Annotated in this window: 23 protein-coding genes and 1 tRNA gene; 11 read left to right on the top strand and 13 right to left on the bottom strand. The window is 65.2% G+C overall.

Annotated elements, in window-relative coordinates; genetic code table 11:
• The first annotated feature begins 112 nt into the window (after positions 1–112).
• The 4 genes from ACFFP0_RS30015 to ACFFP0_RS30000 all read left to right on the top strand — a co-directional run bounded on the left by ACFFP0_RS30015 (position 113) and on the right by ACFFP0_RS30000 (position 2,786).
• On the top strand, positions 113–1,174 hold the full coding sequence (locus ACFFP0_RS30015; RefSeq protein WP_377265945.1) for a Gfo/Idh/MocA family protein: 1,062 nt from the start codon (positions 113–115) through the stop codon (positions 1,172–1,174).
• 25 nt (positions 1,175–1,199) lie between these two features.
• Positions 1,200–2,201: an ABC transporter ATP-binding protein gene (locus ACFFP0_RS30010; protein ID WP_377265893.1), complete on the top strand. Its 1,002-nt coding sequence runs from the start codon at positions 1,200–1,202 to the stop codon at positions 2,199–2,201.
• 96 nt (positions 2,202–2,297) lie between these two features.
• On the top strand, positions 2,298–2,444 hold the full coding sequence (locus ACFFP0_RS30005) for a hypothetical protein (protein ID WP_377265892.1): 147 nt from the start codon (positions 2,298–2,300) through the stop codon (positions 2,442–2,444).
• A gap of 69 nt (positions 2,445–2,513) precedes the next feature.
• A complete protein-coding gene (locus ACFFP0_RS30000) occupies positions 2,514–2,786 on the top strand; it encodes a hypothetical protein (RefSeq protein ID WP_377265891.1) in 273 nt (90 codons plus the stop codon).
• Positions 2,787–2,851: 65 nt separating this feature from the next.
• Here the strand turns inward: ACFFP0_RS30000 and ACFFP0_RS29995 are convergent.
• Positions 2,852–2,927: transfer RNA gene (locus tag ACFFP0_RS29995), tRNA-Ala, on the bottom strand.
• Between the two features lie 153 nt (positions 2,928–3,080).
• Positions 3,081–3,467: a TIGR02300 family protein gene (locus tag ACFFP0_RS29990; protein WP_377265890.1), complete on the bottom strand. Its 387-nt coding sequence runs from the start codon at positions 3,465–3,467 to the stop codon at positions 3,081–3,083.
• 204 nt (positions 3,468–3,671) lie between these two features.
• Between ACFFP0_RS29990 and ACFFP0_RS29985 the strand changes: the two genes are divergently transcribed.
• From ACFFP0_RS29985 to rpsA, 3 genes are all read left to right on the top strand, one after another.
• Complete coding sequence (locus ACFFP0_RS29985; RefSeq protein WP_377265889.1) at positions 3,672–4,313, top strand: FMN-binding negative transcriptional regulator; 642 nt, start codon at positions 3,672–3,674, stop codon at positions 4,311–4,313.
• Between the two features lie 21 nt (positions 4,314–4,334).
• The gene (cmk, locus tag ACFFP0_RS29980) at positions 4,335–4,964 is read left to right on the top strand and encodes a (d)CMP kinase (RefSeq protein ID WP_377265888.1); all 630 of its coding nucleotides are present in this window, start codon (positions 4,335–4,337) and stop codon (positions 4,962–4,964) included.
• Positions 4,965–5,099: 135 nt separating this feature from the next.
• Positions 5,100–6,806 (top strand): 30S ribosomal protein S1, encoded by a 1,707-nt coding sequence (rpsA, locus tag ACFFP0_RS29975; protein ID WP_377265887.1) that lies wholly within the window; start codon positions 5,100–5,102, stop codon positions 6,804–6,806.
• A 183-nt stretch (positions 6,807–6,989) separates the two neighbouring features.
• Here rpsA and ACFFP0_RS29970 read toward each other — a convergent pair whose 3' ends face one another.
• From ACFFP0_RS29970 to ACFFP0_RS29955, 4 genes are all read right to left on the bottom strand, one after another.
• Positions 6,990–8,666, bottom strand: coding sequence for a hypothetical protein (locus ACFFP0_RS29970; RefSeq protein ID WP_377265886.1), 1,677 nt, complete (start codon positions 8,664–8,666; stop codon positions 6,990–6,992).
• A gap of 213 nt (positions 8,667–8,879) precedes the next feature.
• Complete coding sequence (locus ACFFP0_RS29965) at positions 8,880–9,938, bottom strand: hypothetical protein (protein ID WP_377265885.1); 1,059 nt, start codon at positions 9,936–9,938, stop codon at positions 8,880–8,882.
• A 79-nt stretch (positions 9,939–10,017) separates the two neighbouring features.
• Positions 10,018–10,896 (bottom strand): DUF817 domain-containing protein, encoded by an 879-nt coding sequence (locus ACFFP0_RS29960; protein ID WP_377265884.1) that lies wholly within the window; start codon positions 10,894–10,896, stop codon positions 10,018–10,020.
• On the bottom strand, positions 10,896–11,519 hold the full coding sequence (locus tag ACFFP0_RS29955; protein WP_377265883.1) for a ribonuclease D: 624 nt from the start codon (positions 11,517–11,519) through the stop codon (positions 10,896–10,898). The genes ACFFP0_RS29960 and ACFFP0_RS29955 overlap by 1 nt, the downstream gene beginning before the upstream one ends.
• A gap of 495 nt (positions 11,520–12,014) precedes the next feature.
• Between ACFFP0_RS29955 and ACFFP0_RS29950 the strand changes: the two genes are divergently transcribed.
• The 4 genes from ACFFP0_RS29950 to ACFFP0_RS29935 all read left to right on the top strand — a co-directional run bounded on the left by ACFFP0_RS29950 (position 12,015) and on the right by ACFFP0_RS29935 (position 16,398).
• Positions 12,015–13,766, top strand: a complete 1,752-nt coding sequence (locus ACFFP0_RS29950) for an alkaline phosphatase (RefSeq protein ID WP_377265882.1) — start codon at positions 12,015–12,017, stop codon at positions 13,764–13,766.
• An 85-nt stretch (positions 13,767–13,851) separates the two neighbouring features.
• The gene (locus ACFFP0_RS29945; protein WP_377265881.1) at positions 13,852–14,316 is read left to right on the top strand and encodes a hypothetical protein; all 465 of its coding nucleotides are present in this window, start codon (positions 13,852–13,854) and stop codon (positions 14,314–14,316) included.
• Between the two features lies 1 nt (position 14,317).
• Positions 14,318–15,007, top strand: a complete 690-nt coding sequence (locus ACFFP0_RS29940; protein ID WP_377265880.1) for an ABC transporter ATP-binding protein — start codon at positions 14,318–14,320, stop codon at positions 15,005–15,007.
• Positions 15,004–16,398 carry an FtsX-like permease family protein gene (locus ACFFP0_RS29935; RefSeq protein WP_377265879.1) on the top strand — a complete coding sequence of 465 codons (1,395 nt, stop codon included), beginning with the start codon at positions 15,004–15,006 and terminating at the stop codon, positions 16,396–16,398. Before ACFFP0_RS29940 ends, ACFFP0_RS29935 begins: the two co-directional genes overlap by 4 nt.
• Here the strand turns inward: ACFFP0_RS29935 and ACFFP0_RS29930 are convergent.
• From ACFFP0_RS29930 to infB, 7 genes are all read right to left on the bottom strand, one after another.
• Positions 16,368–17,384 (bottom strand): Ldh family oxidoreductase, encoded by a 1,017-nt coding sequence (locus tag ACFFP0_RS29930; protein WP_377265878.1) that lies wholly within the window; start codon positions 17,382–17,384, stop codon positions 16,368–16,370. The genes ACFFP0_RS29935 and ACFFP0_RS29930 overlap by 31 nt on opposite strands.
• A 51-nt stretch (positions 17,385–17,435) precedes the next feature.
• On the bottom strand, positions 17,436–18,404 hold the full coding sequence (gene tolA, locus ACFFP0_RS29925) for a cell envelope integrity protein TolA (protein ID WP_377265877.1): 969 nt from the start codon (positions 18,402–18,404) through the stop codon (positions 17,436–17,438).
• Complete coding sequence (gene exbD, locus ACFFP0_RS29920; RefSeq protein WP_377265876.1) at positions 18,401–18,913, bottom strand: TonB system transport protein ExbD; 513 nt, start codon at positions 18,911–18,913, stop codon at positions 18,401–18,403. The genes tolA and exbD overlap by 4 nt, the downstream gene beginning before the upstream one ends.
• 6 nt (positions 18,914–18,919) lie before the next feature.
• A complete protein-coding gene (exbB, locus tag ACFFP0_RS29915; protein ID WP_377265944.1) occupies positions 18,920–20,011 on the bottom strand; it encodes a tonB-system energizer ExbB in 1,092 nt (363 codons plus the stop codon).
• A gap of 241 nt (positions 20,012–20,252) precedes the next feature.
• Complete coding sequence (gene kduD / locus ACFFP0_RS29910; protein ID WP_377265875.1) at positions 20,253–21,011, bottom strand: 2-dehydro-3-deoxy-D-gluconate 5-dehydrogenase KduD; 759 nt, start codon at positions 21,009–21,011, stop codon at positions 20,253–20,255.
• Positions 21,012–21,270: 259 nt separating this feature from the next.
• Positions 21,271–21,696, bottom strand: coding sequence for a hypothetical protein (locus ACFFP0_RS29905; protein WP_377265874.1), 426 nt, complete (start codon positions 21,694–21,696; stop codon positions 21,271–21,273).
• Between the two features lie 38 nt (positions 21,697–21,734).
• Positions 21,735–24,503 (bottom strand): translation initiation factor IF-2, encoded by a 2,769-nt coding sequence (gene infB / locus ACFFP0_RS29900; protein ID WP_377265873.1) that lies wholly within the window; start codon positions 24,501–24,503, stop codon positions 21,735–21,737.
• Positions 24,504–24,509: the final 6 nt, after the last annotated feature.

Here is a 24,509-nt window from a genome sequence, read left to right as displayed (position 1 = left end):
AAGGGGTTATGTCGCAGCGCCGCCGTTCCCCCTCTATCCAGCGGGGAGAAGGTGGCCGGGCGAAGCGGAGGCCGGGTGAGGGGACCGCATGGCACGCCATAGGGACAAGCATATGACCTCCACCAACCCCATCCGCGTCCTCGTCGCCGGCCTCGGCAATATGGGGCGCAGCCACGCGATCGCCTATCACAACGATCCGGGGTTCGAGATCGTCGGCCTCGTCAACCGCTCCAGGCGCGACCTGCCGGCCGAGCTCGACGCCTATCCGCTCTTCGCCGATTTCGAAGACGCGCTGAGAGAGGCCGGGCCCGACCTCTGCTCGATCAACACCTATTCGGATACCCATGCCGACTACGCCGTCATGGCTTTCGAAGCGGGCTGCCACGTCTTCGTCGAAAAGCCGCTGGCGACGACCGTCGCCGATGCCGAGCGCGTCGTCGCTGCCGCGAAGAAATACGGCCGCAAGCTGGTTGTCGGCTATATCCTGCGTCACCATCCGTCCTGGACGCGGCTCATCGCCGAAGCCCGCAAGCTCGGTCCGCCCTATGTGTTCCGCATGAACCTCAACCAGCAGTCCTCCGGCGACAAATGGGAGGTCCACAAGGCGCTGATGCAGACGACCCCGCCGATCGTCGATTGCGGCGTGCATTATGTCGACGTCTGGTGCCAGATCACCGACGCGAAGGCCGTGGAGGTGCGTGGCATGGGCCTGCGCATGACCGATGAGATCGCGCCGGACATGTACAATTACGGCCATATGCAGGTCCTGTTCGAGGACGGTTCGGTCGGGTGGTACGAAGCCGGCTGGGGGCCGATGATGTCGGAGATGGCCTTCTTCGTGAAGGACGTCATGTCGCCGCGGGGCTCCGTCTCGATCCTCGTCGACGCCAGGGCGAAGTCCGACGATATCGACACCCACACGAAGACGTCGGTGATCCGCGTCCATTCGGCCGGGACCGGCCCGGACGGCCGGTTCACAAGTCCGGACGAGGACCTCCCGATGACCGGCGAGCCGGACCACCAGAAGCTCTGCGATCTCGAACAGGCCTACGTGCTGAAGGCCATCCGCGAAGACATCGATCTGAGCCGCCACATGGACGACGCCGTGCAGTCGCTGCGCATCTGCCTCGCGGCGGACGAGAGCGTGCGCACCGGCAAGCCGGTCCGCCTCTGAAGTTTCATCTGTAAGGAAGACGCCCTTGGGTTCGCTGCAACTGAAATCCATCCGCAAGGCCTTCGGCGACCACGAGGTGCTGAAGGGTATCGACCTCGAGGTGAAGGACGGCGAGTTCGTGATCTTCGTCGGCCCGTCCGGCTGCGGCAAGTCCACGCTGCTGCGCACCATCGCCGGCCTTGAGGACGTGACCTCCGGTTCGATCAGGATCGACGGCCAGGAAGTGGCAAGCGTGCCGCCCGCAAGGCGCGGCATCGCCATGGTCTTCCAGTCCTACGCGCTTTATCCGCACCTGACGGTGAAGGACAATATGGGCCTCGGCCTGAAGCAGGCCGGCACGGAGAAGGCCGAGATCGACGCGCGCGTCTCCAGGGCCTCGACCATGCTGTCGCTCGATCCCTATCTCGCCCGCCGCCCCTCCGAACTTTCCGGCGGCCAGCGCCAGCGCGTCGCGATCGGCCGCGCCATCGTGCGCGAGCCGAAGCTGTTCCTGTTCGACGAGCCGCTATCGAACCTCGATGCGGCGCTGCGCGTCCAGACGAGGCTGGAAATCGCCGGCCTGCACCGGCGGCTGAAGGCGACGATGATCTACGTCACCCACGACCAAGTCGAGGCGATGACGCTCGCCGACAAGATCGTCGTGCTGAACGCCGGCGCGATCGAGCAGGTCGGCTCCCCGATGGACCTCTACAACCGGCCCGCCAATATCTTCGTCGCCGGCTTCATCGGTTCGCCGCAGATGAACTTCATCCCCGCCGGACGGCTGGGGGAGGCGGGTGCCAAAACCATCGGCATCCGCCCGGAGCATATCGCCCTGTCGCGCGAAAGCGGCGACTGGAGGGGCAAGGTGATTCATGTGGAACATCTGGGCGCCGATACGATCGTCTACCTGGAAACCGGGGCGATCGGCCTTCTCACCGTGCGCCTGTTCGGCGAACATGCCTACGCCCCCGATGACGTGGTTTTCGCGACGCCGGACAAAACGAGACAGCACCGTTTCGACGGGAACGACCGGGCGATCGCCTGACCGGCGCCCGTCCTGTTCGGCCGCCGGCAGTTTCGCCTCGCCGGCAGCCTGCACCGCCAGGCTGCCGAAGCGGATGCCGGCCTTGAGGTGAAGCAGGTGCCGATCGCTCTTGTCGCGGTCACAGGTTATGTCTTTTTCGAAGAGATGCCTGAGATTCGCGTCGTGATCGTCATCCTCGTTGCTGCAGGGAGCGGCCTTGCTCGAACGGCGGCGTGTACGCAAGGCAATGTGAACCGAAATTGAGCGGAAACGGCCCGGCCCCGCCGAACTTTCCGCCGTCCTCCGCGTTATCCGGGAACAAGGAGGCGCCCCATGGTCGCTCTGTTGTTCATTCTGGCCTGCATAGCGGTTCTCGCCGCGGTATTTGCGATTGTCGTCCAGCAGATGGCCGCCGCCCGCCGGCAGCATCATCTCGACGAACTGGCGGCCGACGCCCTGGCGCTTGACGAGCCGGTGCAGCAGCGCAAGGCGGCGCGCCGTCTTCGCCGCCTCCCTGCGCAGAACCTCTCAAGCCCGCCATCGCCTCGCCGGCGTGTGCGTCATAAACCGCCGGGACATCCGCCGTCCGCCCTGATGACGAAATAGCCCGGCCCCGGACGCGAAGGTTCGAACTTCCGCCGCGATAGACTGTTCGTTTTCGTGGAAGGATTTGGTGGAGCTAAGCGGGATCGAACCGCTGACCTCTTGCATGCCATGCAAGCGCTCTCCCAGCTGAGCTATAGCCCCATCAGGGTGGTCCGGTATTTTCCGGTCCTGGGAACTCCGAAGGCGTCTGCCTTCTGGAGTGGCGGCTTATTACTTCCGGTTTTCGCCGAGTGCAAGCCGAAATTTGTGCACCCGGCAATTTTTATTGAATTGCCGGGCTTTAACGGAAATCGATCAGACTTCGTCGTCGTCGCCGGTAACGCCGATGATGCCCGACATGTCGTCGTCTTCATCGTCTTCGTCGGCTTCGAGGAAGGTATCGTCGTCGTCATCGCCGAGATCGACGTCGTCGTCGCCCATATCCGGCAGGTCGTCGCCGCCGGCGGCATCGTCGCCCTCCTCGAGGGAAACGAGCTCGACTTCCGGATTTTCGGTATCGACTTCCTGGACGTCTTCCTCTTCGGCCTGTTCCATCTTCACGGCCACGCTGTTTTCTTCGAAGAAGGACAGCGGCCAGGACTTGCCGGTATAGGGAGAGACCACCGGATCACGGTTCAGGTCGTAGAACTTCTTGCCGGTATCGGGGTCGGTGCGTTTGGTTCCGAGTTCCGCTTTTGCCACAGTCAGAGCCTCATGGGGATGGCCGAATGGATCGGCGCGCCGCTTCAAGCGGCCTTATGGGGTGAAAAATCTAAGCCGGTCCCCATAAGGCTTGTCCTCATTGATGTCAAAGACAAACTTTCATGGGTTCCATCAATGCGGCACGGGTGATCGTTTCGCGGCATTGTGGTAATGACCACCCTTCAGAGCCGAAGGACGCATTCCATGTATCAGCCGCCGCATTTTCGTGAAGATGACCTCGCCACGCAGCATGCGCTGATCCGCGTGCATCCGCTTGGACTGCTGGTCACGTCCGGCGCCTCCGGCCTGCTCGCCAATCCGGTGCCCTTCCATCTGGATGCCGAAGCCTCCGCGAAGGGGACGCTCAGGCTGCATCTTGCCCGCGCCAACGGCCAGTGGAAGGATATCCGCGACGGCGCCCCGGTTCTCGCCGTTTTCCAGGGCGCGGATTCCTACGTGACTCCCTCCTGGTACCAGACCAAGCGGGAAACCGGAAAGGTCGTGCCCACCTGGAACTATGCGATCGTCCAGGCGAGGGGGCCGGCCCGCATCGTCGAGGATGCCGGCTGGCTGCTTTCCCAGATCAACGCCATCACCGGCCAGCATGAGGGTGGCCGCAGCGTTCCGTGGTCCGTCGGCGATGCGCCGGAGGATTTCATTCGCGCCCAGTTGAAGGGCATTGTCGGCGTGGAGATCGAGATCGCCGGGATCGAAGGCAAGTGGAAGGTCAGCCAGAACCGGCCGGCCGCCGATCGCGAAGGTGTCGCGGCGGGGCTTGATGAAATGCCCGGACAGGATCATATGGCGGAGCTTGTGCGCCACTATGGCGCTCTGCGCAACACCTGAGCTTTGAAATTGACGCCTGGAATGATCATCGCCATCGACGGACCGGCCGCTGCCGGCAAGGGCACCCTGTCGCGGAAGATCGCCGAGACCTACGGTTTCCATCATCTCGACACGGGCCTCACCTACCGTGCCGCCGCAAAGGCTCTGATCGATGCGGGGCTTCCGCTCGACGATGAGGCCGTTGCCGGGAAAATGGCGCGCGAGGTCGAACTTTCCGGCCTAGACCGCGATATATTGTCCAGCCACGCCATCGGCGAAGCGGCCTCGAAAATCGCCGTCATGCCGTCCGTCCGCCGGGCCTTGGTCGAAGCCCAGCGTGACTTCTCGCGAAGGGAGCCGGGCACGGTCCTGGACGGCCGCGACATCGGCACGGTCGTCTGTCCGGATGCCGGGGTGAAGCTCTACGTGACGGCCTCGCCGGAGGTGCGGGCAAGACGCCGATATGACGAAATCCTCTTGAGGGGCGGCACGGCGGATTACGAGGCGGTCTTCGCGGACGTGAAGAAGCGTGACGAGCGGGACATGGGCCGGGCCGACAGCCCCCTGAAGCCCGCCGAGGATGCGCACTTGCTTGATACCTCGGAAATGGGTATAGAGGCCGCGTTTCAGGCGGCGAAGGCCATCATCGACGCCGCCCTGAACGGAAAATAGCCCGAAGGTCAGTCCCCGCGCCGGATTGCCTCCCCCGGATTGCCCGGATGAGAGAGGCGGACTTGAGCCTTTTGGGCATGTGCAACGCGAACCACCGGCGCAAAGAGTGTCCAGATGGGCACATCAGGAGATTTCATGGCAGTATCTAACCCCACGCGGGAGGACTTCGCAGCCCTCCTCGAAGAATCCTTTGCCAAGACCGATCTTGCCGAAGGCTATGTCGCCAAGGGCATCGTGACGGCGATCGAAAAGGACGTCGCGGTCGTTGACGTCGGCCTCAAGGTCGAAGGCCGCATCGCGCTCAAGGAATTCGGCGCCAAGGGCAAGGACGGTTCGCTGAAGGTCGGCGACGAAGTCGAGGTTTACGTCGAGCGCATCGAAAACGCGCTGGGCGAAGCGGTCCTCTCGCGCGAGAAGGCCCGCCGCGAAGAAAGCTGGGTCAAGCTCGAAGCCAAGTTCGAAGCCGGCGAGCGTGTCGAAGGCGTCATCTTCAACCAGGTCAAGGGTGGCTTCACCGTCGATCTCGACGGCGCCGTCGCCTTCCTGCCGCGTTCGCAGGTCGACATCCGTCCGATCCGCGACGTCACCCCGCTCATGCACAACCCGCAGCCCTTCGAAATCCTCAAGATGGACAAGCGCCGCGGCAACATCGTCGTTTCGCGCCGCACGGTTCTCGAAGAGTCCCGCGCCGAGCAGCGTTCTGAAATCGTTCAGAACCTCGAGGAAGGCCAGGTTGTCGACGGCGTCGTCAAGAACATCACCGATTACGGTGCGTTCGTCGACCTCGGCGGCATCGACGGCCTGCTGCACGTCACCGACATGGCATGGCGCCGCGTCAACCATCCGTCGGAGATCCTGTCCATCGGCCAGCAGGTCAAGGTTCAGATCATCCGCATCAACCAGGAAACCCACCGCATCTCGCTCGGCATGAAGCAGCTCGAGTCCGATCCGTGGGATGGCATCTCGGCCAAGTATCCGGTCGGCAAGAAGATTTCCGGCACTGTCACGAACATCACCGACTACGGTGCGTTCGTCGAACTGGAGCCGGGCATCGAAGGCCTGATCCACATCTCCGAAATGTCCTGGACCAAGAAGAACGTCCACCCCGGCAAGATCCTGTCCACCAGCCAGGAAGTCGACGTTGTCGTTCTCGAAGTCGATCCGTCCAAGCGCCGTATCTCGCTCGGCCTCAAGCAGACGCTGGAAAACCCGTGGCAGGCATTCGCCTACTCGCATCCGGCCGGCACCGAAGTCGAAGGCGAAGTCAAGAACAAGACCGAATTCGGCTTGTTCATCGGCCTCGAAGGCGATGTCGACGGCATGGTCCACCTCTCCGACCTTGACTGGAACCGTCCGGGCGAACAGGTCATCGAGGAGTTCAACAAGGGCGACGTCGTCAAGGCTGTCGTTCTCGATGTGGACGTCGAGAAGGAGCGTATCTCGCTCGGCATCAAGCAGCTCGGCCGCGATACGGTCGGTGAAGCTGCCGCTTCCGGCGACCTGCGCAAGAACGCCGTCGTTTCGGCTGAAGTCATCGCCGTCAACGACGGTGGCATCGAGGTTCGTCTCGTCAACCACGAAGACATCACCTCCTTCATCCGCCGCAACGACCTGGCACGCGATCGCGACGATCAGCGTCCGGAGCGTTTCTCGATCGGCCAGACGGTCGACGCCCGCGTCGTCAACTTCTCCAAGAAGGACCGCAAGGTCATGCTGTCGATCAAGGCTCTCGAGATCGCGGAAGAGAAGGAAGCCGTTGCTCAGTTCGGTTCGTCCGACAGCGGCGCTTCGCTCGGCGACATCCTCGGCGCGGCTCTGAAGAACCGCAACAACGCCGAATAATCGGCCGTTTTACGGAAATCGAAAACCGCCGGGCGAAAGTCCGGCGGTTTTTTGCTGCCCGTCGTCATCCCCGGGCCGACAGCGTCGGCCCCGAAGATCGGAAGCGATCTTCGGAAGGGACGATGCGTCGATTTAGCGGGTCCGTTCGGACGCCCGGTTCTGGCCTCGTTCTGGCCCCGGGGATCAGGCCCAGCCGGCCATGCGCCAGTAAAGATCGTTCGCCCGGCTCGCATCCTCGGCATCTTCGCCGGCGGCGTCCTCGTGCGTCTCCGCGCTTTCGTCCTCGGCGGCCCTCTCGTCGTGGAAAGCCTGCTCGCCGGATGAATGCTGCTGCTCGCCGTCCTCGTCGGTCTTCGATATCTCCCGCGTCTTGCGCTCTTCCGGGTCTCTTTCCTGCTCCTCGGGCGGGTAGGGAACGTAGGGCAGGGGAACGCCTTCGCGCAGGACGTGCGGCAGCGGCAGCGGAAGGGCGAGCTGTTCGGCAGGTTCCGGTGCGCCGGCAGGCTGGCCGCCCGCATTGGCGGGCGTGCCTGCTGAACGGGCGGACGCCGGGTTCTCCGGTTCCGTTGCCGCCTGTCCGCCCGGCCTGGACAAGGGGGCGGCCGTCTCTTCCCCCGGCAGCGGCAATGGCCTTGCCGGAGATTCGCCGTCCAGCAGCTCCTCCAGGGCCAGTTGCTCGGGCAGGGTCCTGGCGGCGGCCGGCAAGGGTTCCAGAAGTTCGCTATTGCCGTCGGCGAAAACCTCCGCGAGCCATTCGGCCAGCGTCGCAAGCTTCGCCCTGTCGGCGGCGGCCGACGGACGCGTCTGGTCGAGGCTTCGCTGCGAAAGGCGGGCAAGCGCCGGTCCGTCGTAGAAAACCGGCGATGCGTTGCGTTTCTCGGCCGCCGCGGAGAGCGCGTTCTCCCTTCCGCCGCCGTCGGGATGCCGCGCGGCGGCCGACCTCTCCGGCATGTCGTCCTCCCGGGTTGCGAGAAGACCGGGCGTCTCGCCTTCGGCCTCTTCGGCAATGATGTCCTGCCCGGTCGCGGTCGCCGCGTCGCTTTCCGCACTACCCTCCGCCTGCAATTGGTCTTCGCCAGTCGGGGCGAACGCGGCTGCTTCCATGTCGGCGGCGGATGCGGCCGGCTCGCGGGATGCGCTTCCGGCTTTGGTCCCGGCCAAGGAGAGGATGGTTTCCGATACCGGGGCCTCCTGGCCGTCCGCGGCGCCCGCGCCGATATCGCCGGCCCCGGCGGCGGGTGTATCGGTTGCCCCGGCCTGCGAAGCTGCGTGGGCATCGGTTCCGGGCTGGGCCGCCTGGCTGGATGGAGCCGCGCCGGCATTGGCCGGCCTCGGCGGCGGAATGATCGCCGGGTCGGCGCCGGCGTTCTGGCGGTAGGAGCTGACCACCGCCCTGGCGGCAAGATCGCGGTCGAGCAGCTGTGCCGTTTCCATCCTCACGGCAAACCGCGCCGCATCCGGTCCGGCCGGATTGTTGAGGATTTCGGTCAGCAGCCGCAGCGAGATGCCCTTGACGAGCTGGTTGAGGGCGCGTTCGAGCGCGGCCTGCTGGGCCGGGCTCATGGCCTTGACGGCTTCCATGAGGCGCTGCGCATAGTCCAGCAGGGCTTCGCCTTCGCGGCGGGGAAGCCTGATCAGCTTGCCGACCGTCTCGGCGAAGATGGAAAACCCGTGTGCGAGCTGGAGCTGGGCCGAAAGCGAAAGGATGTCCAGCCGCCCGCCCGAGAGCGGCATGGAGCCGGTGGTCTCGGCGCTGGCGGGGTTGCTGGCGACGTCGATCCGCTGGCGCAGCACCGGCTGGGGCGATTGCGCCTGATAATCGACGAAGGAACTCAACGTGGCACGAACCGGAGGCAGCATCGTCCGCTCCATGTCTGATTGACGACAGGACAGCTCGGCTAGCGGTTCTCGTGTTTTCGCAACGAAACGGCGCTGCGGCCGTGACGCCTCATGGCGTCTCCAATGCCGATGGATAGGATATATCTTGCGGCAAAAAGGTTAATGCTTCGCTAACGGAGTCAGCGAGGATGATCCCGGACGATACGGATGGGGGAAGGCGGGACTATTGCGGGATCACGCGGCCAACTTCTTTTTCAACAACTCGTAGATGCCGATCTCGTCCACGCGGACCGGCAGGATCTGGGCCTGGGATTCGATCGCCTTGTCGGCGGCAAGCTCCTCGATCGCATCGGCGTTGAGCTCGCTTGTCGGCGCCGCCTCTCCTCCTTCGACCGGAATGTCGCTTGAGGCTGCGATCTTGTCTTCGGTGGATGCGGGATCGGCAACCAGGCTGTCGGCGGCCTTGCCCGTATCGGAACTGGCGACCTGCTCGGCCGCGGCGGCGAAGATGGACAGCAGCGCGGTTCCGTCGACCGGCGTGCCGGTATCGGCCGCGCCCTCTGCGTCCGTGCTTGTTCCCGCCTTGTCATTGGTCTTCTCGATGACGTCCTGAACCTTCTGGACATCGTCGAGCTTCTTGCCGGCTTCCGCGGCTTCGATATCGTCCTGGCGCTCGGCGCGGGTCTCCTCGTCCTCGACGCGGGTAGGGTCGTAGCCCTGCGGGCCGAGTTTCAGCTCCTCGAGCGTCCTCGGATCGGCGACGTCCTCGAGGCGCTGCACCACGCGTTCGACCTCGGTGCCGAGCTTGCCGCCGTTGGCCTTGCGGTTGAGGCCTTCCATCAGCCGTTCGTTGGCGTCGCCGTAGGGATTCTTGATGGCTGCGAGCAGCGTGTCCATGGTGATGCCCATGTCCTTCAGGCCGAGATCGTCCGCAAGGTCGCTGACCGCGTTCGGCAGCATGCTTTTCAGGGTATCTTCCAGCGCCCTGCCGAGCTGGTAGGAGGAACGGGCCTGATCCGTATCGATGCCGAGCTTGGCCGCCAGACGGTCGACAAGCTCGATCTTCAATTCGTTCGGATCGGTGCGGTTGACGCCGAAGAGGGCCGACGAGATCTTTTCCTTGGCGCGCCTGGCCTCTTCGCTGGCGCTGATCCGTGCTTCGGTAACCGGATCGCGTTCCTTGCCGGTGCGTTGCTGTTCCTCTTTCTTGCGCTGCTCTTCGATGGTGTCGAGCATCGATTGCATGACGCTGGTCGCGGCAAGCCCGTAAGTCTGCTGGGTGGGAAGCAACATGGCCCGAGTCCGGTCTCGTTGAGATTTTGCACCACCGGCAAAACTAGTTTCGGAGGGTTAACGGGATATTACCGCGCCATTAGGACTTATCCCACCAAGAATTGGGAGGTCGCGGCTTCAGGACCAGCGTGACGAGCACGAAGCTGACATAGAGCAGAAGATACCAGGAGCCCAGCTTGCCGAACGAAACCACATGCCAGGTCTTCTGCGTCGGGTAGATCCACGTGCCGGTCAGCGTGCCGATGTTTTCCGCGACCCACAGGAAGGCCGACGACAGGAACGCCGCCACGACCAGCGGCATGCTGAGGGTCGTCCGGTCGGTCGTGAAATGGATGCTCACCCGCCGGAAGACGATCACCGTCGCGGCGAAAAGAATGTAGCGGATATCCGGCAGATAATGATGGCTGAAGAAATTGACGTAGATCGCGGTCGCCAGCAGCCCCGTCTGCCACATCGGCGGATAATGGGTGAACCGCATGTCGAAGATGCGGATCGTGCGGGCCATGAAGGAACCGACCGACGCATACATGAAACCGGAAAACAGCGGTACGCCGGCGATCTGGACGATCGCCGGTTCCGGATAGGCCCATGATCCCATCTGCACCTTGAAGATCTCCATGACCGTGCCGGTGACATGGTAGACGAGGATGACTTTCGCCTCGTCCAGGCTTTCCATCCTGAGGCGCAGGAAAAGGGCCTGGATCGCAAGCGCCGCGATGAACAGGAAATCGTAGCGATGGATCGGCCAGCCCGGCTGCCAGACGAATTTGGTGACGAGCATCAGCCCCAGCATGATCGCCGCGAACAGGCAGGCCCAGGCCTGTTTCAGGCCGAAGAGGATGAATTCGGAAAGCCACCAGGGAAGCCGCGCCAGCGCGCCGCGAACGAGAAGGCGCAGCGGTTCCAGATACGGTCCCGTTTCATGCGCGGGCGGGCGTTCCCGGTAACGCTGCTCCATCAGCTATGGGCGAAGATATCCGCCTCTTCCCAGCCGAGCAGGTCGAGCTTCGCGCGTGTCGGCAGGAATTCGAAGCAGGACTGGGCGAATTCGAGGCGGTTGTCGCGCGCGAGCCGCTCGGTGAGCCGGTCGCGCAGCGCATGCAGGTAGAGAACGTCGGAAGCGGCGTATTCGAGCTGCGCCGGCGAAAGCACCTCCGCCGCCCAGTCCGATTGCTGCTGCGCCTTGGAGATGTCGATGTCGAGCAGTTCCCTGAGATTGTCCTTCAGCCCATGCCGGTCCGTATAGGTACGGGCAAGGCGCGAGGCGATCTTCGTGCAGAAGACCGGCGTCGTCGTCACGCCGAACGTATGGAAGAGCACGGCGATGTCGAACCGGCCGTAGTGGAAGATTTTCTGCCGGGACGGGTCGGCGAGCATGGCGACCAGGTTCGGCGCGCGGCCCTGGCCGGCGGCGATGCGGATCACGTCGGCCGAACCGTCGCCCGGCGAGAGCTGCACGACGCAGAGCCGGTCGCGGCGCGGCACGAGGCCGAGCGTTTCCGTATCGATGGCGATCGCTCCCGTGTAGCGGGCCGCATCGGCCGCGGGAATATCGCCCTCATGATATCGAATCTCTGCCATGTCCGTCTCCATCCGCCTGTCTTCGGGCATCCGCTATAGACCACGTTTTCCGTCAAGGATACCGCCAACTTGAGGCCGGGTGATCGAGGGTGCCCGAAACAGCGCCGCCGGGCGATGGAATTCGGCCTGGGCATTTGCTCAGCCCTGCACTCAATGCATTGCTGCATTGCAACAGGGTGGATTGGCGCGGTTAATCGGTTCGCATATATATTTAGTCATCGAGCGACGCACTCCTCCTCCCAGCGTCGCTGGATACGGATCGACAACATCCTCCTCCTCCCAGTTGTCGATCGAGTTTAAAGCCTGGCGCACCCTCCTCCCGCGCCAGGCTTTTCTATTTTGAGGATTTGTTTTCCCGAATTGTCAGGCTTTCGTTCCGGGCGTGATTCGACCGCTCCGCGATACGATATCGATACCCTGCCGGCGTCACGGAAGTGTCATGCCGCACCGATATAGGTGACCTCGCCTTCCTTTTAAACTTTTCGTGAGGTCACTATGCGCAAGCTTCTTGCAGCCCTGGTCGTTTCGACCGCACTCTCCGGCGCTGCCCAGGCCGCTACCGTCTATCCGCTGGATCGTGCCACGATCCTCGCCGGCTCCCCGTTCGACTTCAAGGTCGAGTTCAGCAGCGTCGTGAAGCCGGAAGACGTCAAGATCACCGTCAACGGCCAGGATTACAAGGCCGTTCTCGGCAAGGATGTCCAGTTCGTCGCCGAAGAGAAGGTGAAGGACAAGGTGGCCGGTTCCGCCGTCATCCTGCGCGGCCTGACGATCGCCGACGCCGGCGATTACAAGGTCGAGGTCTCCGCCGGTTCCGAAACCAGGAGCGTCACCTGGAACGTCTACGGCACGGGCGCTGCCCCGAAGGCGAAGAACGTGATCTTCTTCCTCGGCGACGGCCTTTCGGTGGCCCACCGCACCGCTGCCCGCATCATGTCCAAGGGCATGACCGAGGGCAAGGCAAACGGCCGCCTCAACCTCGACGATATCCCGCCGGCCGCGTTCATCGGCACCTCCGCGACCAATGCCATCGCCACCGACTCGGCCAACACCATGTCGGCCTACATGACCGGCCACAAGACCGCCGTTAACGCCATCGGCGTTTACGCCGACCGCACGGCCGACCCGCTCGACGACCCGAAGGTCGAGACCATCGCGGAAGCCCTGCGCCGCCAGACGAAGAAGTCGATCGGCATCGTCGCGACCGCCGAGGTCGAGGACGCGACGCCGGCCGCCGTGGTTTCCCACACCCGCAGCCGCAACGACAAGGCCGAGATCGTCGGCATGCTTCTCGACGTCAAGCCGGACGTTCTGCTGGGCGGCGGTTCCGCCTACTTCCTCCCCAAGGAAGTCGCCGGTTCCAAGCGCAAGGACGACAAGGACTACATCAAGCTCTTCAAGGATGCCGGCTACAGCCTCGCCACGGACAAGAACGAGCTTGCCGCCAACGCCAAGGCCAACGGCCTGCTGCTCGGCCTCTTCCATCCCGGCAACCTGGACGTCGCGCTTGACCGCGAATTCCTGAAGAAGGGCACCGTCGACAAGTATCCGAACCAGCCGGGCCTGGTTGAAATGACCAAGGTCGCCCTCGATCGCCTTTCCAACGATCCGAACGGCTTCTTCCTGATGGTCGAAGGTTCCTCGATCGACAAGATGTCCCATCCGCTGGACTGGGATCGCGCCGTCATCGACACGATCGAATTCGACAAGGCGATCGGCCTTGCCCGCGAGTTCCAGAAGTCCCATCCCGACACGCTGATCGTCGTCACCGGCGACCACACCCATGGCGTTTCGATCATCGGCACCGTCGACGACGAAAAGCCGGGCACGGAAATGCGCGAAAAGGTCGGCACCTATGCCGAAGCCGGCTTCCCGAACTACAAGGACGAGAACGGCGACGGATATCCGGACAGGATCGACGTCTCCCGCCGCCTGTTCCTGAACGCCAACAACGGCCCCGACCATTACGAAACCTTCCGTCCGAAGATGGATGGCCCGTTCGTTCCGGCCATCCAGAACGAAAAGAAGGAATATGTCGCCAACGAACAGTACAAGGATGTTCCCGGCGCCGTCTTCGTTCAGGGCAATATCCCGAAGAGCAGCGACAGCGGCGTTCACGCCGTGGACGACGTCGTGCTGCAGGCCATCGGCCCCGGCTCGGAAGGCTTCACGGGCTACATGGAGCAGAGCGACGTCTACAAGGTTCTCGCCGATACCTTCGCTCTCGGCGTGAAGCAGACGAACTAAACTCTCCGGCTGCCTGCGGGCAGCCTGTGCTACGATCCTCTTCCCGGCCGGGTCTCGGCCGGGAAATCCGTTTCAGGAGGTTTTCATGGAAAAGCTCTTTTCACTCGATCTGCGCCGCCGTTCGATGCTTGGCCTCGCCGCCGCCGCTCCGCTTCTGGTCACGGCCCGCTCCGCGTTCGCGGCCTCCGACCTCGGCTTCAACGAGCTCTACGGCAAGTTCGGCGTCCTGGGCCTCGAGTTTTCCGACAAGGTGAAGAAGCTGGCCGGCAGGGAGGTCGCGGTGCGCGGCTTCATGGCGCCGCCGCTGAAGGCCGAGGCGCAGTTCTTCGTGCTCACCGAAGTGCCGATGTCGCTCTGCCCCTTCTGCTCGTCCGATGCCGACTGGCCCGACAACATCATCGTCGTCTATCTTTCCGAAAAGCAGACGTTCACGCAGCCGAGCCAGACGATCGAAGTCCGCGGCAGGCTGGAGTTCGGTTCCTGGACCGATCCCGAGACGGGTTTCGTGAGCCTGCTGCGCCTGCGCCAGGCAGAATACGCCACGGTCTGACATGCTTGCGCTCGCCATCGATGGGCTGGAGGTTTCCTTCGCCGGCCTCGAAAAACCGGTCCTCGCCATCGAGGCGCTGACGATCCGCGCCGGGGAGCGCGTGGCGATCACCGGCGGCTCCGGCTCCGGCAAGAGCACGTTCATCAATATCGTTACCGGCCTGGAGCGGGCGACGGCCGGCCGCATCGTCTGGAGCGGTCAGGATATCGCCCGGCTGTCGGAAACCGCGCGCGATCGCTGGCGGGCCGGGCATGTCGGCCTCGTCATGCAGGATTTCCATCTGTTTCCCGGCCTTGCCGCCGTCGAGAACGTGCTCCTGCCGGTGCGGCTGGCGCGCGTCGCCGATGCGGCGATGGTCGCCCGGGCGCATGAATTGCTGAAGACGGTCGGCCTTTCCCGGCCGCATCAGAGGATCGAGACCATGTCGCGCGGGGAGATGCAGCGGGTGGCGATCGCCCGCGCATTGCTGCGCAAGCCCGGCGTGATCGTCGCCGACGAGCCCACCGCCAGCCTGGACGTGGAGGCCGGCGAGGCTGTCGGCCGCCTGCTGCTCGACATGGCGGCCGAGGCCGGAAGCACGCTGATCGTCGTGTCACACGACCAGCGGCTGATCGAGCGCCTCGGCCGGCGCATCACCCTTAGGGCCGGGCGGATCGTCGCCGACAGTCTTCGTGAAGAGGTGGCGGCATGATCCGTTTCATCGTGGCCGATCTGCGCCGTCTCTGGGCGGGCGCGGTGGTGGTCGTGCTTCTGGTGGCGCTTGCGACCGCCCTGGGCGTCACGGTGACCCTGCAGGAACGCGCCCTGCGTCTCGGCAGCGCCCGGGCCGCCGACAAGTTCGACCTGGTCATCGGCGCCGCCGGCAGCGAAACCCAGCTCGTCCTCTCCTCCGTCTTCCTGCAGCCCGCGCCGCTGCCCCTGATGCCGGGCGAGGTTCTGGCGAAACTCTCGAAGGACCCGCGGGTCGCCTGGGTGGCGCCCGTCGGATTCGGGGATTCCTTTTCGGGCTATCCTCTTGTCGGCACCACGCGCGCCCTGATTTCGAGCACCGTCTCCGGTTTTGCCGAAGGCCGGATGTTCGAAAAGGAGGGCGAGGCGGTGATCGGCTCGGCCGTGAAGCTCCCGACCGGCGCGCAGATCAAGCCGATGCATGGCACGGCGGATACCGGCGGCGAGACCCATGCCGGCGTGGTCTATCAGGTGACGGGCAGGCTGAAGCCGACAGGCACGCCCTGGGACCGCGCCATCCTCGTGCCGATCCAGGCCGTCTGGCACGTCCATGGTCTCGGCCACGAGCATGGGCACGAGGAGGAAGAGCATCACGAGGGCGAAACGCCCGGGGTGACGCCCGCTGCGGCCGCGACCGACGAACACGGCCATGGTCCGATCGAGGCCGCCCGCGAGCACGGCCATGATCATGATCACGATCACGATCATGAGCACGGGATGGCTGCGGTTGCCGGCCATGGTGGGCATGACGACGAGGACCACGACCACGGCGGCATCGAGGCGGACGCGCCCGTCGTCGAGGATTTCGGCGCCGGGGCGCCGGGCCTGCCTGCGGTTCTGGTGAAGCCGAGAACGATCGCCGATGCCTACAAGCTCCGGCAGGAATATCGCAGCGGCAATACGCTCGCCGTTTTCCCGGGCGAGGTTCTGACCAGGCTTTATGCCACGCTTGGCGATGCCAAGCTGGTCCTGAGCGCGGTTGCCGCCGGCTCGCAGGGGCTGGTCGCGGCCGCGCTGGTCATGGTCACCGTCACCCATATCGGCCAGCGCCGGCGCCAGATCGGCGCGCTCCGGGCTTTCGGGGCACCGCGGCTTTCCGTCTTCGCCATCGTCTGGCTGGAGCTTTTCGTGCTGGTTGCCCTTGGCATCGGCCTCGGTTTCCTGCTCGGCCTTTTTGCCGCGCAGGTGATTGCCGGCATATTCACCGCCCGGAGCGGCGTCATCCTGCCGGTCGGATTCGCATCCGAAGATCTGCGGCTGGCGCTTGCCCTGCTTGGCGTGGCGGCCGCCCTGGCGACCCTGCCGGCGATATTGGCGTACCGTCAGTCACCGGCAACGGCGCTTCGCGCCTGATCGAGCGACCTGATCGTCGCGATCAGGTCGTCATCGATCTCCAGGCCCCGTTCGATCGCCGCCCGGCGGGCGTTCTGGCCGCGCCGGCCGGGCAGGCGGATATCCTCTTCGGACATCATTTCCTGCGCCAGCGCGGCGATACGCCCGGCCGCCGAAGCGGCGCCTGCGGCGGGATCGATGACGATCAGCATTTGGCCCACCGAGGGTGGAGCGCCCTTCTCCTCCATGAATGAACTGGCCTCATGGGAGAAATTCGATCCGGTGAGACCGGCCGCGAGGACTTCCACCATCAGCGCCAATGCAGCGCCCTTGGCGCCGCCGGAAGGCGCCATCACGCCCTTCAGCGCCTCGTTCGGATCGGTGGTCGGCCTGCCTTCGGCATCGAAGGCCCAGCCTTCCGGAATGCTCTCGCCCTTCTGGCGCGCCGCCATGATCTTGCCGGCCGCGACGGTGGAAAGCGCAAGATCGATGACCAGCGGATCGTCGCCCGCAACAGGCGCGGCGAATGCGATCGGATTGGTGCCGAACAGCCGTTTCCTCCCGCCCCAGGCCGCCATCGAGGCCGGCGCGTTGGCGAACATCAGGGCGGCAAGCCCCTGTTCGGCAAACCGCTCGACCGTCAGCGCCATCACGCCGGCATGGTGCGAACGATGGACGAGGCCGAGCGCGATACCCTGTTCGCGGGCAATCGCCGGAAGTTCCGCAACCGCCAGATCGAAGGCCGGATAGGCGTAACCGAGGGCGGCGTCGATGGTGAGCACCGCCGGCCGCGGGCGGGTGGCCATGGGCCGTGCCCTGCCATCCACCTTGCCGTTGCGTGCCTGGCCGATATAGGCGGGGATGCGCCGTAGCCCGTGGCCGTATTGCCCGGCGGCTTCCGCATGAACCAGCGCATGCGCCACGGATCGTGCGGTTTCGGCGAGAACGCCATTGGCTTCGAAAACGCCCCGTACGAACGCTTCGGCTTCTTCCAGTGTCATCTGCATGCGGGATATCCGGGCCTGTTTATGGATGGATATCCTGCATATAGCCTGATGTCACAGGCACGTCAGCGCCTGATCGAGATAACTTGCGACGCCCGAAGGTGGAGCGGGAATGGGAGAGGCCCGCCGTACGGCGGAGACGATGTAGTTGTCGATCGCCGAATCGCCGGAGGAGCGGGAAAGCGAGACGCCGGTGACATTGCCGCTGCCGTCGAAGCTGAACCGCACGGCCGCCGTGCCGGTGCCGTTGCCGGGGCATTTGCGCGCCGTCCTGGCAAGCTTTGCCTGCACCCGGGATTTCCACTTCGCGGGCGAGACCGACTGGGCAAAGAAGCCGGTCGAATTCTGGCTTGCGGCGGTGCGGTCCGATTGCCGGGTCTGGACCTTCGCTTCCGCCATATCCTGACGCGCCTGTTGCTGCTGCTGTTTCGGCTTCTGGGGCTTCTTGACCGGTTCCTTCCTGGGCTCCGGCTTTTTTGCTTCTTCCGGCGGCTTTTCCGCGACCGGCGGGCGCATCATCGGCAAGGGCACCTCGACGTTTTCCAGCGCGGCCGTCATCTGCTGCTCGATCGGATCGATTTCCTCGACGGGTTCCGGCGGCGGCTCGGGAATGGTCTCGGTGATTTCCGGCGTCGGTTCCGGCATTTCCGGCGGCGGCTCCTCGGCCACCGGCTCCGGGGTCTGCTCGACCACCGGCTCGGGCGTCGGTTCCGGCTCGGGTTGAGGCTGCTCCACCGGCTGCGGTTCCTCGACCGGTTGCGTCTCCTCGCTCTTGACCTCTTCCTGCTCCTGGAGGTCGGAGGAAACCTGATCCTCTTCGGTGTTGACGGCTTCCGGTTCCGGAGCAAGCTCGATCATGATCGCGGCGGGCGGGGAGCTGTCGGCCGGCATGTCCGGCGTTTCCTGCAGGAGAAGGGCGGCGGCGGCGAAATGCACCGTCAGCACCACCAATCCGGCGACGCTCCAGAGCGCCAGTTCGCCGACGCGTCCGCCCGGACCGGCCTGCGAGACGACGAGGCTCATGGCATGCCTCCCGGGGCGGGAGGCGCCGGTGCGGCCTGAGGCTGCGGGGCAGGGGGCGTCGCGTCGCCGCCGCCTGGGCCGGGAGGCGTCGGAAGGGTTTCGAGACCCACGAGCGCGATCTTGAGATAACCGGCGTCGCGCAACAGGTTCATGACTTCCATGAACTGTCCGTAGTCGACCGTCTTGTCGGCGCGCAGGAAGATACGGGTATCCCTGTTGCCCTGCGTCACGCGGTCGAGCGCCGCGGCAAGCTGGTCCCGCTCGACGGCGTCGTTGCCGATATTGAGGCCCAGATCTTCCTTCACCGTCAGGTAAAGCGGTTCGTCCGGCCGTTCGGCAGGCCTGGCGGTCGAAGCGGGCAGGTCGACATTGACGTCGACCGTCGCGAGCGGTGCCGCCACCATGAAGATGATCAGGAGGACCAGCATGACATCGATGAACGGCGTCACGTTGATTTCGTGATTTTCGGAGAGTTCGTCGCCATGCTGTTCGCGAATGCCGCCGGCCATGATCGATCAGCCTCCTGCAACGAGCGAGACGGGCGTCTTGCGGGCTCCGGGCGGCACCTTGCGGAAGTCGAGATCGCGGCTGACGAGCCGTTCCACGCCCGCGGCGGCATCCGCCAGAAGCTGGCGGTAGCCGGTCACCGAGCGGGCGAAGACGTTATAGATCACGACGGCCGGGATGGCGGCGACGAGGCCGATCGCGGTGGCGAGCAGGGCCTCCGCGATGCCGGGCGCGACCACGGCGAGATTGGTCGTGTTCGACTGCGAAATGCCGATGAAGGAATTCATGATGCCCCAGACGGTACCGAACAGGCCGACGAACGGGGCCGTGGAACCGATGGTCGCCAGCACTCCGGTGCCGCGCGACATGCGCCGGCCGGCATAGGCCTCGATACGGGAGAGGGACGAACCGACCCGCTCCTTGACGCCATCGCCATGGGCGTGGTCGAGCGCGGCTTCGGAGAGCTGCACTTCCTCGGCTGCGGCGCGCAGCATGAGCGCGGCCGGGCCGCCACGGCCGTTGGCGGCGTTGACTGCCTCGGAAAGCGTGCGCGAGGAGCGGATGATCTTCAGCGTGCGCCCGGCCCGGGTGCGGGCTCCGGCCAGTTCCAGCGTCTTGGCGAGCCAGACGGTCCAGGTGACGAGCGAGGCGAAGGCAAGCCCCAGCATGACCCCTTTGACCACCCAGTCGGCAGCCATGAACATGCCCCAGGGCGAAAGGTCATGCGGCAGATCCGAGCGGCGTTCCGGTTCGAGGAGCTGCGTGAACGTGTTGGCGGGTTCCTGAGAGGCGGGCTGGCCTTCGGTCGCCGTCGTGCCGGACTGCATGGACGGCGCCTGCATCGCTGGCGCCGTCGCCGCCGGTGCGGATGCGGCGGGCTGGCCCGGCTGGGCAGCCTGCGGGAAAGCCGGTTGCGCCGATGTGATCGCCTGCGCCGGCGCCGCCGGCTGGGCGGCGGCATCCGGGCTGGCTGTCTGCGCCATCGCCGTCGTGGCGGCCAGCATCGCAGCCGCCAGCATCGTCAAGGCTGTCGCAAGCCCGTTCCTGTTTCGTGGGCGCTTGGAGAAGGCGGGTTTCAGGATGGCGGACATGGCAGCGATACTCCGGACTGTTCGGCAGGGCGGACGGCGCGTGCGCGCGGGGCCGGCCCTGGCGGAAACGAAGACATCGGAAAGCCGCCGGCACCCCCGGCGGGTTCACGATGTTGCTGCTACCCGATAATAAACATGAGTAGAAATGGCAACTAATAAATCCTGAGAAAGACGATCAAATTCACCTTACAGGCGAACCGCCGGGCGGCGGATGCATGGGTGCCGCCGCCTGCCCTCGGGATAGGCCGGGTTATCGCGCCAGCCAGCCGCCGTCGACCGGCAGGACGATGCCGTGCACATAGTCGGATGCCGGCGAGGCGAGGAAGACGGCGGCGCCGCCAAGCTCCGCCGGCTGGCCCCAATGGCCCGCGGGTATGCGTCCGAGGATCGCGGCGTTCCGGTCCGGGTCGTTGCGCAACGCTTCGGTATTGTTGGTGGAGAAATAACCGGGGGCGATGGCGTTCACATTGATGCCCTTGCCGGCCCATTCGCAGGCCAGCAGCCGGGTGAGGCCCGCAAGCCCGCTCTTCGAGGCGGTATAGGAGGGAACGCGGATACCGCCCTGGAACGAGAGGAGCGAGGCGATGTTGACGATCTTGCCGCCCTTGCCCTCGGCGATGAGGTGGCGTGCGAAGGCCTGGGAGAGGAAGAAGACGCTCTTCAGGTTCACGTCCATGACCGCATCCCAATCGGCCTCGGTGAAGTCGACGGCATCCGCGCGGCGGATGATCCCGGCATTGTTGACGAGGATGTCGGCGCGTCCGGTCCAGTCCAGGGTTTCCCGGAGCACCCGGTCGACCGGCTCGATCGTCGAAAGGTCCGCCTGGATCGATCTGGCCCGCCCGCCGATGGCGCCGATCGCCGCTTCCGTCCCGGTCATGGAGGAGCGTCCGACGAGCGCCACATCCGCGCCGGCTTCCGCCAGGGCCACGGCAATCGCTTGACCGAGGCCGGTATTGGCGCCGGTGACGATGGCGGTCTTGCCGGTGAGGTCGAATGAAACGGGCATGTTTTCCTCCTCAGAAACTGGAAAATGCAGACATAGGGTGGATGCTTACCGTCCCGAGCCCTCCGGTTGAAGCTGAAAATTTTTGCCAGGCCGCAGGCCGGGACGGGAAGAGGGCGGCCTCAAAGATCCGGGGCATCCGTTTCGGACGCGTCGAACCTGCGGCATCGGCCCGAAGATCGGAATCGATTTTCGGAAAGCACGATGCGTCGATTCAATAGGTTGGAGCGTCCTTTGTGCGTCCCAGAGGACGCACGGCGTTCTAATGTCGGCGGATCAAGCCGCGGACATAGCGTATGTAGAGTTCAGCCATCGCGTCATCGGGAAAAATCCGCCGGGGCAGGAGCAGGTGCCCGCCGTCGTAAAAAAGAACCAGCCAGCCGCCCAGTTCCATCAACGCCCTGACCCGCTTCGTGTCCAGTTCGATCAGCAGGCCATCGCCTTGTGCCCGGATGATGTCGGGACCGAATTCCGCCTCGATGCGGCGCATCTCCCGCCTTTCCGAAACGAGGAGCGGAGAGGGGTTCGCCTTCCGGAGCCTTCTTGCCAGCGCGTCGTAAAACCCCAGCAATCCCAGGAACTTCCTCCGTCTCTCGAAGTGGTATTGCACCACAAGAGAGACGCCTTCCTCCAGTTCCTCGTCACCCAGCATGTATTCGAAATGCCAGGAGCCGCCTGTGAAACTCACAGACGGCTCCTGAAATTCGTGCGTCTCGTCGCCGGGCGTCACAGCGTGCGCGTGACGTGCTCGACGCGGAAGCATTCGATGATGTCGCCGGCGCGGATGTCTTCGTAGTTTTCGAAGGCCATGCCGCATTCCTGGCCGACCGGCACTTCCGAGACTTCGTCCTTGAAGCGCTTGAGCGTCTTGAGCTTGCCTTCGTGGATGACGACGTTGTCGCGGATGAGGCGGACGCCCGCACCACGCTCGACCTTGCCTTCCGTGACGCGGCAGCCTGCGACCTTGCCGACCTTGGTGATGTTGAACACTTCCAGGATTTCGGCATTGCCGAGGAAGGTCTCGCGCCGTTCCGGCGAAAGCAGGCCGGACATGGCCGCCTTCACGTCATCCACGAGGTCGTAGATGATGTTGTAGTAGCGGATCTCGATGCCCGAACGTTCGGCGAAGGCGCGGGCCTGCGCGTTGGCGCGGACGTTGAAGCCGATGATCGCCGCATCGGAAGCCTCGGCAAGCGAGATATCCGACTCGGTGATGCCGCCGGCGCCCGAATGGACGATGCGGGCACGGACTTCGTCGGTGCCGAGCTTGTCGAGCGCGCCGATGATGGCTTCGATGGAGCCCTGCACGTCGCCCTTGATGAGCAGCGGGAACTCCTTCATGCCGGAGCTCTGGAGCTGCGTCATCATCTGCTCGAGCGAGCCGCGCGAACCGGACTGGCGGGCGGCCGCCTTGTCGCGAGCAAGCCGCTGGCGGTATTCGGAGATCTCGCGGGCGCGGCTTTCGCTGTCGACCACGGCGAACTTGTCGCCCGCGGCCGGCGTGCCCGAAAGGCCGAGCACCTCGACCGGAGTGGCCGGGCCTGCTTCCTTCACATGCTCGCCCTTGTCGTTGACGAGCGCGCGCACGCGACCCCACTGGTCGCCGGCGACGATGATCTGGCCGGGCCTCAGCGTGCCCTTCTGCACGAGGACGGTCGCGACGGAGCCGCGGCCGCGGTCGAGCTGGGCCTCGATCACCGTGCCTTCGGCCGTCCGGTTCGGATTGGCCTTGAGGTCGAGGATTTCCGCCTGCAGCAGGATCGCTTCGAGCAGCTTGTCGAGGTTGGTGTGGTTCTTGGCCGAAACCTCGACGTCGAGCACTTCACCGCCCATGGATTCCACGAAGACTTCGTGCTGCAGCAGCTCGGTGCGGACCTTCTGCGGATTGGCGGTCGGCTTGTCGATCTTGTTGATCGCCACGATGATCGGCACGCCGGCCGCCTTGGCGTGGTTGATCGATTCGATCGTCTGCGGCATCACGCTGTCGTCAGCCGCGACCACCAGGATCGCGATGTCGGTGGCCTGGGCGCCGCGGGCGCGCATCGCCGTGAAGGCGGCGTGGCCGGGCGTGTCGATGAAGGTGATCTTCTGGCCGTTCTGCTCGACCTGATAGGCGCCGATATGCTGGGTGATGCCGCCGGCTTCGCCCGCGACGACGTTCGCATGGCGAATGGCGTCGAGCAGCGAGGTCTTGCCGTGGTCGACGTGCCCCATGATGGTGACGACCGGCGGACGCGGCAGCATTTCGCCTTCGTCGTCGGCCACGTTGAAGATGCCCTCTTCGACGTCCGATTCCGAAACGCGCTTGACGGTGTGGCCGAATTCACCGGCGATGAGTTCGGCAAGGTCGGCGTCGATGACGTCGCCCGGCTTCATCATCTGGCCTTCCTTCATCAGGTACTTGATGACGTCGACCGCGCGTTCGGACATGCGCTGCGACAGTTCCTGGATGGTGATGGTCTCCGGCAGGATGACTTCGCGTATGACCTTTTCGCGCGGCTCCTGCATCTGGCTGCGGCGGAACTTCTCCTGCCGGCGGCGGATCGCGGCCAGCGAACGGCCGCGGGCGCTGTTGCCCTCGTCGTCCTCGCTCACGGTGGTGATGGTCAGCTTGCCGCGGCGACGATCGTCCTCGCCCTTCGGGCGGGCCGGGACCTTGGCGGGCGCCGGCGTTGCCACGCGGCCGCGGCCGGGAACGCTGCGGGCCTGGCCGCGATCGTCTTCCTCGTCCTCATTGGCCCGGCGGCCACGGACGGCGGCCGGCTGGGCGGCCGGAGCGCCTGCTGCCGGGGCGGGACGCGGGGCCTGGGGGCGGGCTTCCTGCGGACGAGCGGCCGGAGCGGCGGCGCGCTCGGCCGGCCTCTGCTGCTGCGCGGCCACGGGTGCCGGAGCCGGGGCTGCGACGGGCGCTGCAGGCTCTTCTGCGGCTGCCTGCTGCTGGGCTGCGGCTTCCGCCGCGCGGCGGGCTTCTTCCGCGGCTTCCTCGGCCTTGCGGCGTTCTTCCTCGGCCTTGCGGCGTGCCTCGTCCTCGGCGCGGCGCTTGGCTTCCTCGACCTCGCGGGCCTGCGCTTCAATCAAGGCCCTGCGGCGCGCCTCCATCTCGCCTGCCGAAAGGTCGTGCAGCACCTGCGGACGCTGCGGTTGGCGCGGCGGCGGTGCGGACGGACCCGAGGACGAACGCTGGCCCTGCGGCGCGTGCGGGCGCTGGCCCTGCTGCACCGGCTGGTGGATGCGCGGCGGCGGGCTGGAAGGCTGCGGGCGCTGCGGTGCCGGCTGCGCCGGTTCGGCCGGACGCGGGGCAGGCGCGGGCGCGGCGGTGAAGGCCGGCTTTTCGTCCATCGGCCGGGTCGGCCGCCGCTTCACCGTCTCGACGACGACCGCCTTCGTGCGACCGCGACCCATGTCCTGGCGCACGGTACCCTGGCTCATCCCTGTTGGCTTCAGGGTGAGGGTCTTCTTTACGCCGAGTGTCTTGTCGTCTTTGTTGTCGGTCATTCCGTT

This window comes from Neorhizobium puerariae (assembly GCF_042429745.1).
Classification (GTDB): domain Bacteria; phylum Pseudomonadota; class Alphaproteobacteria; order Rhizobiales; family Rhizobiaceae; genus Neorhizobium; species Neorhizobium puerariae.
The sequence above is the reverse complement of the archived record's forward strand: the minus strand, read 5'-3'. Positions and strand labels throughout refer to the sequence as shown.

Bases quoted from the DNA above. Each gene is read 5' to 3' on its own strand.
- ACFFP0_RS30000 (WP_377265891.1), top strand. From the start codon at position 2,514: ATGGTCGCTCTGTTGTTCATTCTGGCCTGCATAGCGGTTCTCGCCGCG.
- ACFFP0_RS29930 (WP_377265878.1), bottom strand. From the start codon at position 17,384: ATGCAGATGACACTGGAAGAAGCCGAAGCGTTCGTACGGGGCGTTTTC.
- ACFFP0_RS30015 (WP_377265945.1), top strand. From the start codon at position 113: ATGACCTCCACCAACCCCATCCGCGTCCTCGTCGCCGGCCTCGGCAAT.
- ACFFP0_RS29945 (WP_377265881.1), top strand. From the start codon at position 13,852: ATGGAAAAGCTCTTTTCACTCGATCTGCGCCGCCGTTCGATGCTTGGC.
- tolA (WP_377265877.1), bottom strand. From the start codon at position 18,404: ATGAGCCTCGTCGTCTCGCAGGCCGGTCCGGGCGGACGCGTCGGCGAA.
- exbD (WP_377265876.1), bottom strand. From the start codon at position 18,913: ATGGCCGGCGGCATTCGCGAACAGCATGGCGACGAACTCTCCGAAAAT.
- ACFFP0_RS29935 (WP_377265879.1), top strand. From the start codon at position 15,004: ATGATCCGTTTCATCGTGGCCGATCTGCGCCGTCTCTGGGCGGGCGCG.
- ACFFP0_RS29970 (WP_377265886.1), bottom strand. From the start codon at position 8,666: ATGCTGCCTCCGGTTCGTGCCACGTTGAGTTCCTTCGTCGATTATCAG.
- cmk (WP_377265888.1), top strand. From the start codon at position 4,335: ATGATCATCGCCATCGACGGACCGGCCGCTGCCGGCAAGGGCACCCTG.
- ACFFP0_RS29950 (WP_377265882.1), top strand. From the start codon at position 12,015: ATGCGCAAGCTTCTTGCAGCCCTGGTCGTTTCGACCGCACTCTCCGGC.
- ACFFP0_RS29985 (WP_377265889.1), top strand. From the start codon at position 3,672: ATGTATCAGCCGCCGCATTTTCGTGAAGATGACCTCGCCACGCAGCAT.
- rpsA (WP_377265887.1), top strand. From the start codon at position 5,100: ATGGCAGTATCTAACCCCACGCGGGAGGACTTCGCAGCCCTCCTCGAA.
- infB (WP_377265873.1), bottom strand. From the start codon at position 24,503: ATGACCGACAACAAAGACGACAAGACACTCGGCGTAAAGAAGACCCTC.
- ACFFP0_RS29960 (WP_377265884.1), bottom strand. From the start codon at position 10,896: ATGGAGCAGCGTTACCGGGAACGCCCGCCCGCGCATGAAACGGGACCG.
- ACFFP0_RS29940 (WP_377265880.1), top strand. From the start codon at position 14,318: ATGCTTGCGCTCGCCATCGATGGGCTGGAGGTTTCCTTCGCCGGCCTC.
- kduD (WP_377265875.1), bottom strand. From the start codon at position 21,011: ATGCCCGTTTCATTCGACCTCACCGGCAAGACCGCCATCGTCACCGGC.
- ACFFP0_RS29955 (WP_377265883.1), bottom strand. From the start codon at position 11,519: ATGGCAGAGATTCGATATCATGAGGGCGATATTCCCGCGGCCGATGCG.
- ACFFP0_RS29965 (WP_377265885.1), bottom strand. From the start codon at position 9,938: ATGTTGCTTCCCACCCAGCAGACTTACGGGCTTGCCGCGACCAGCGTC.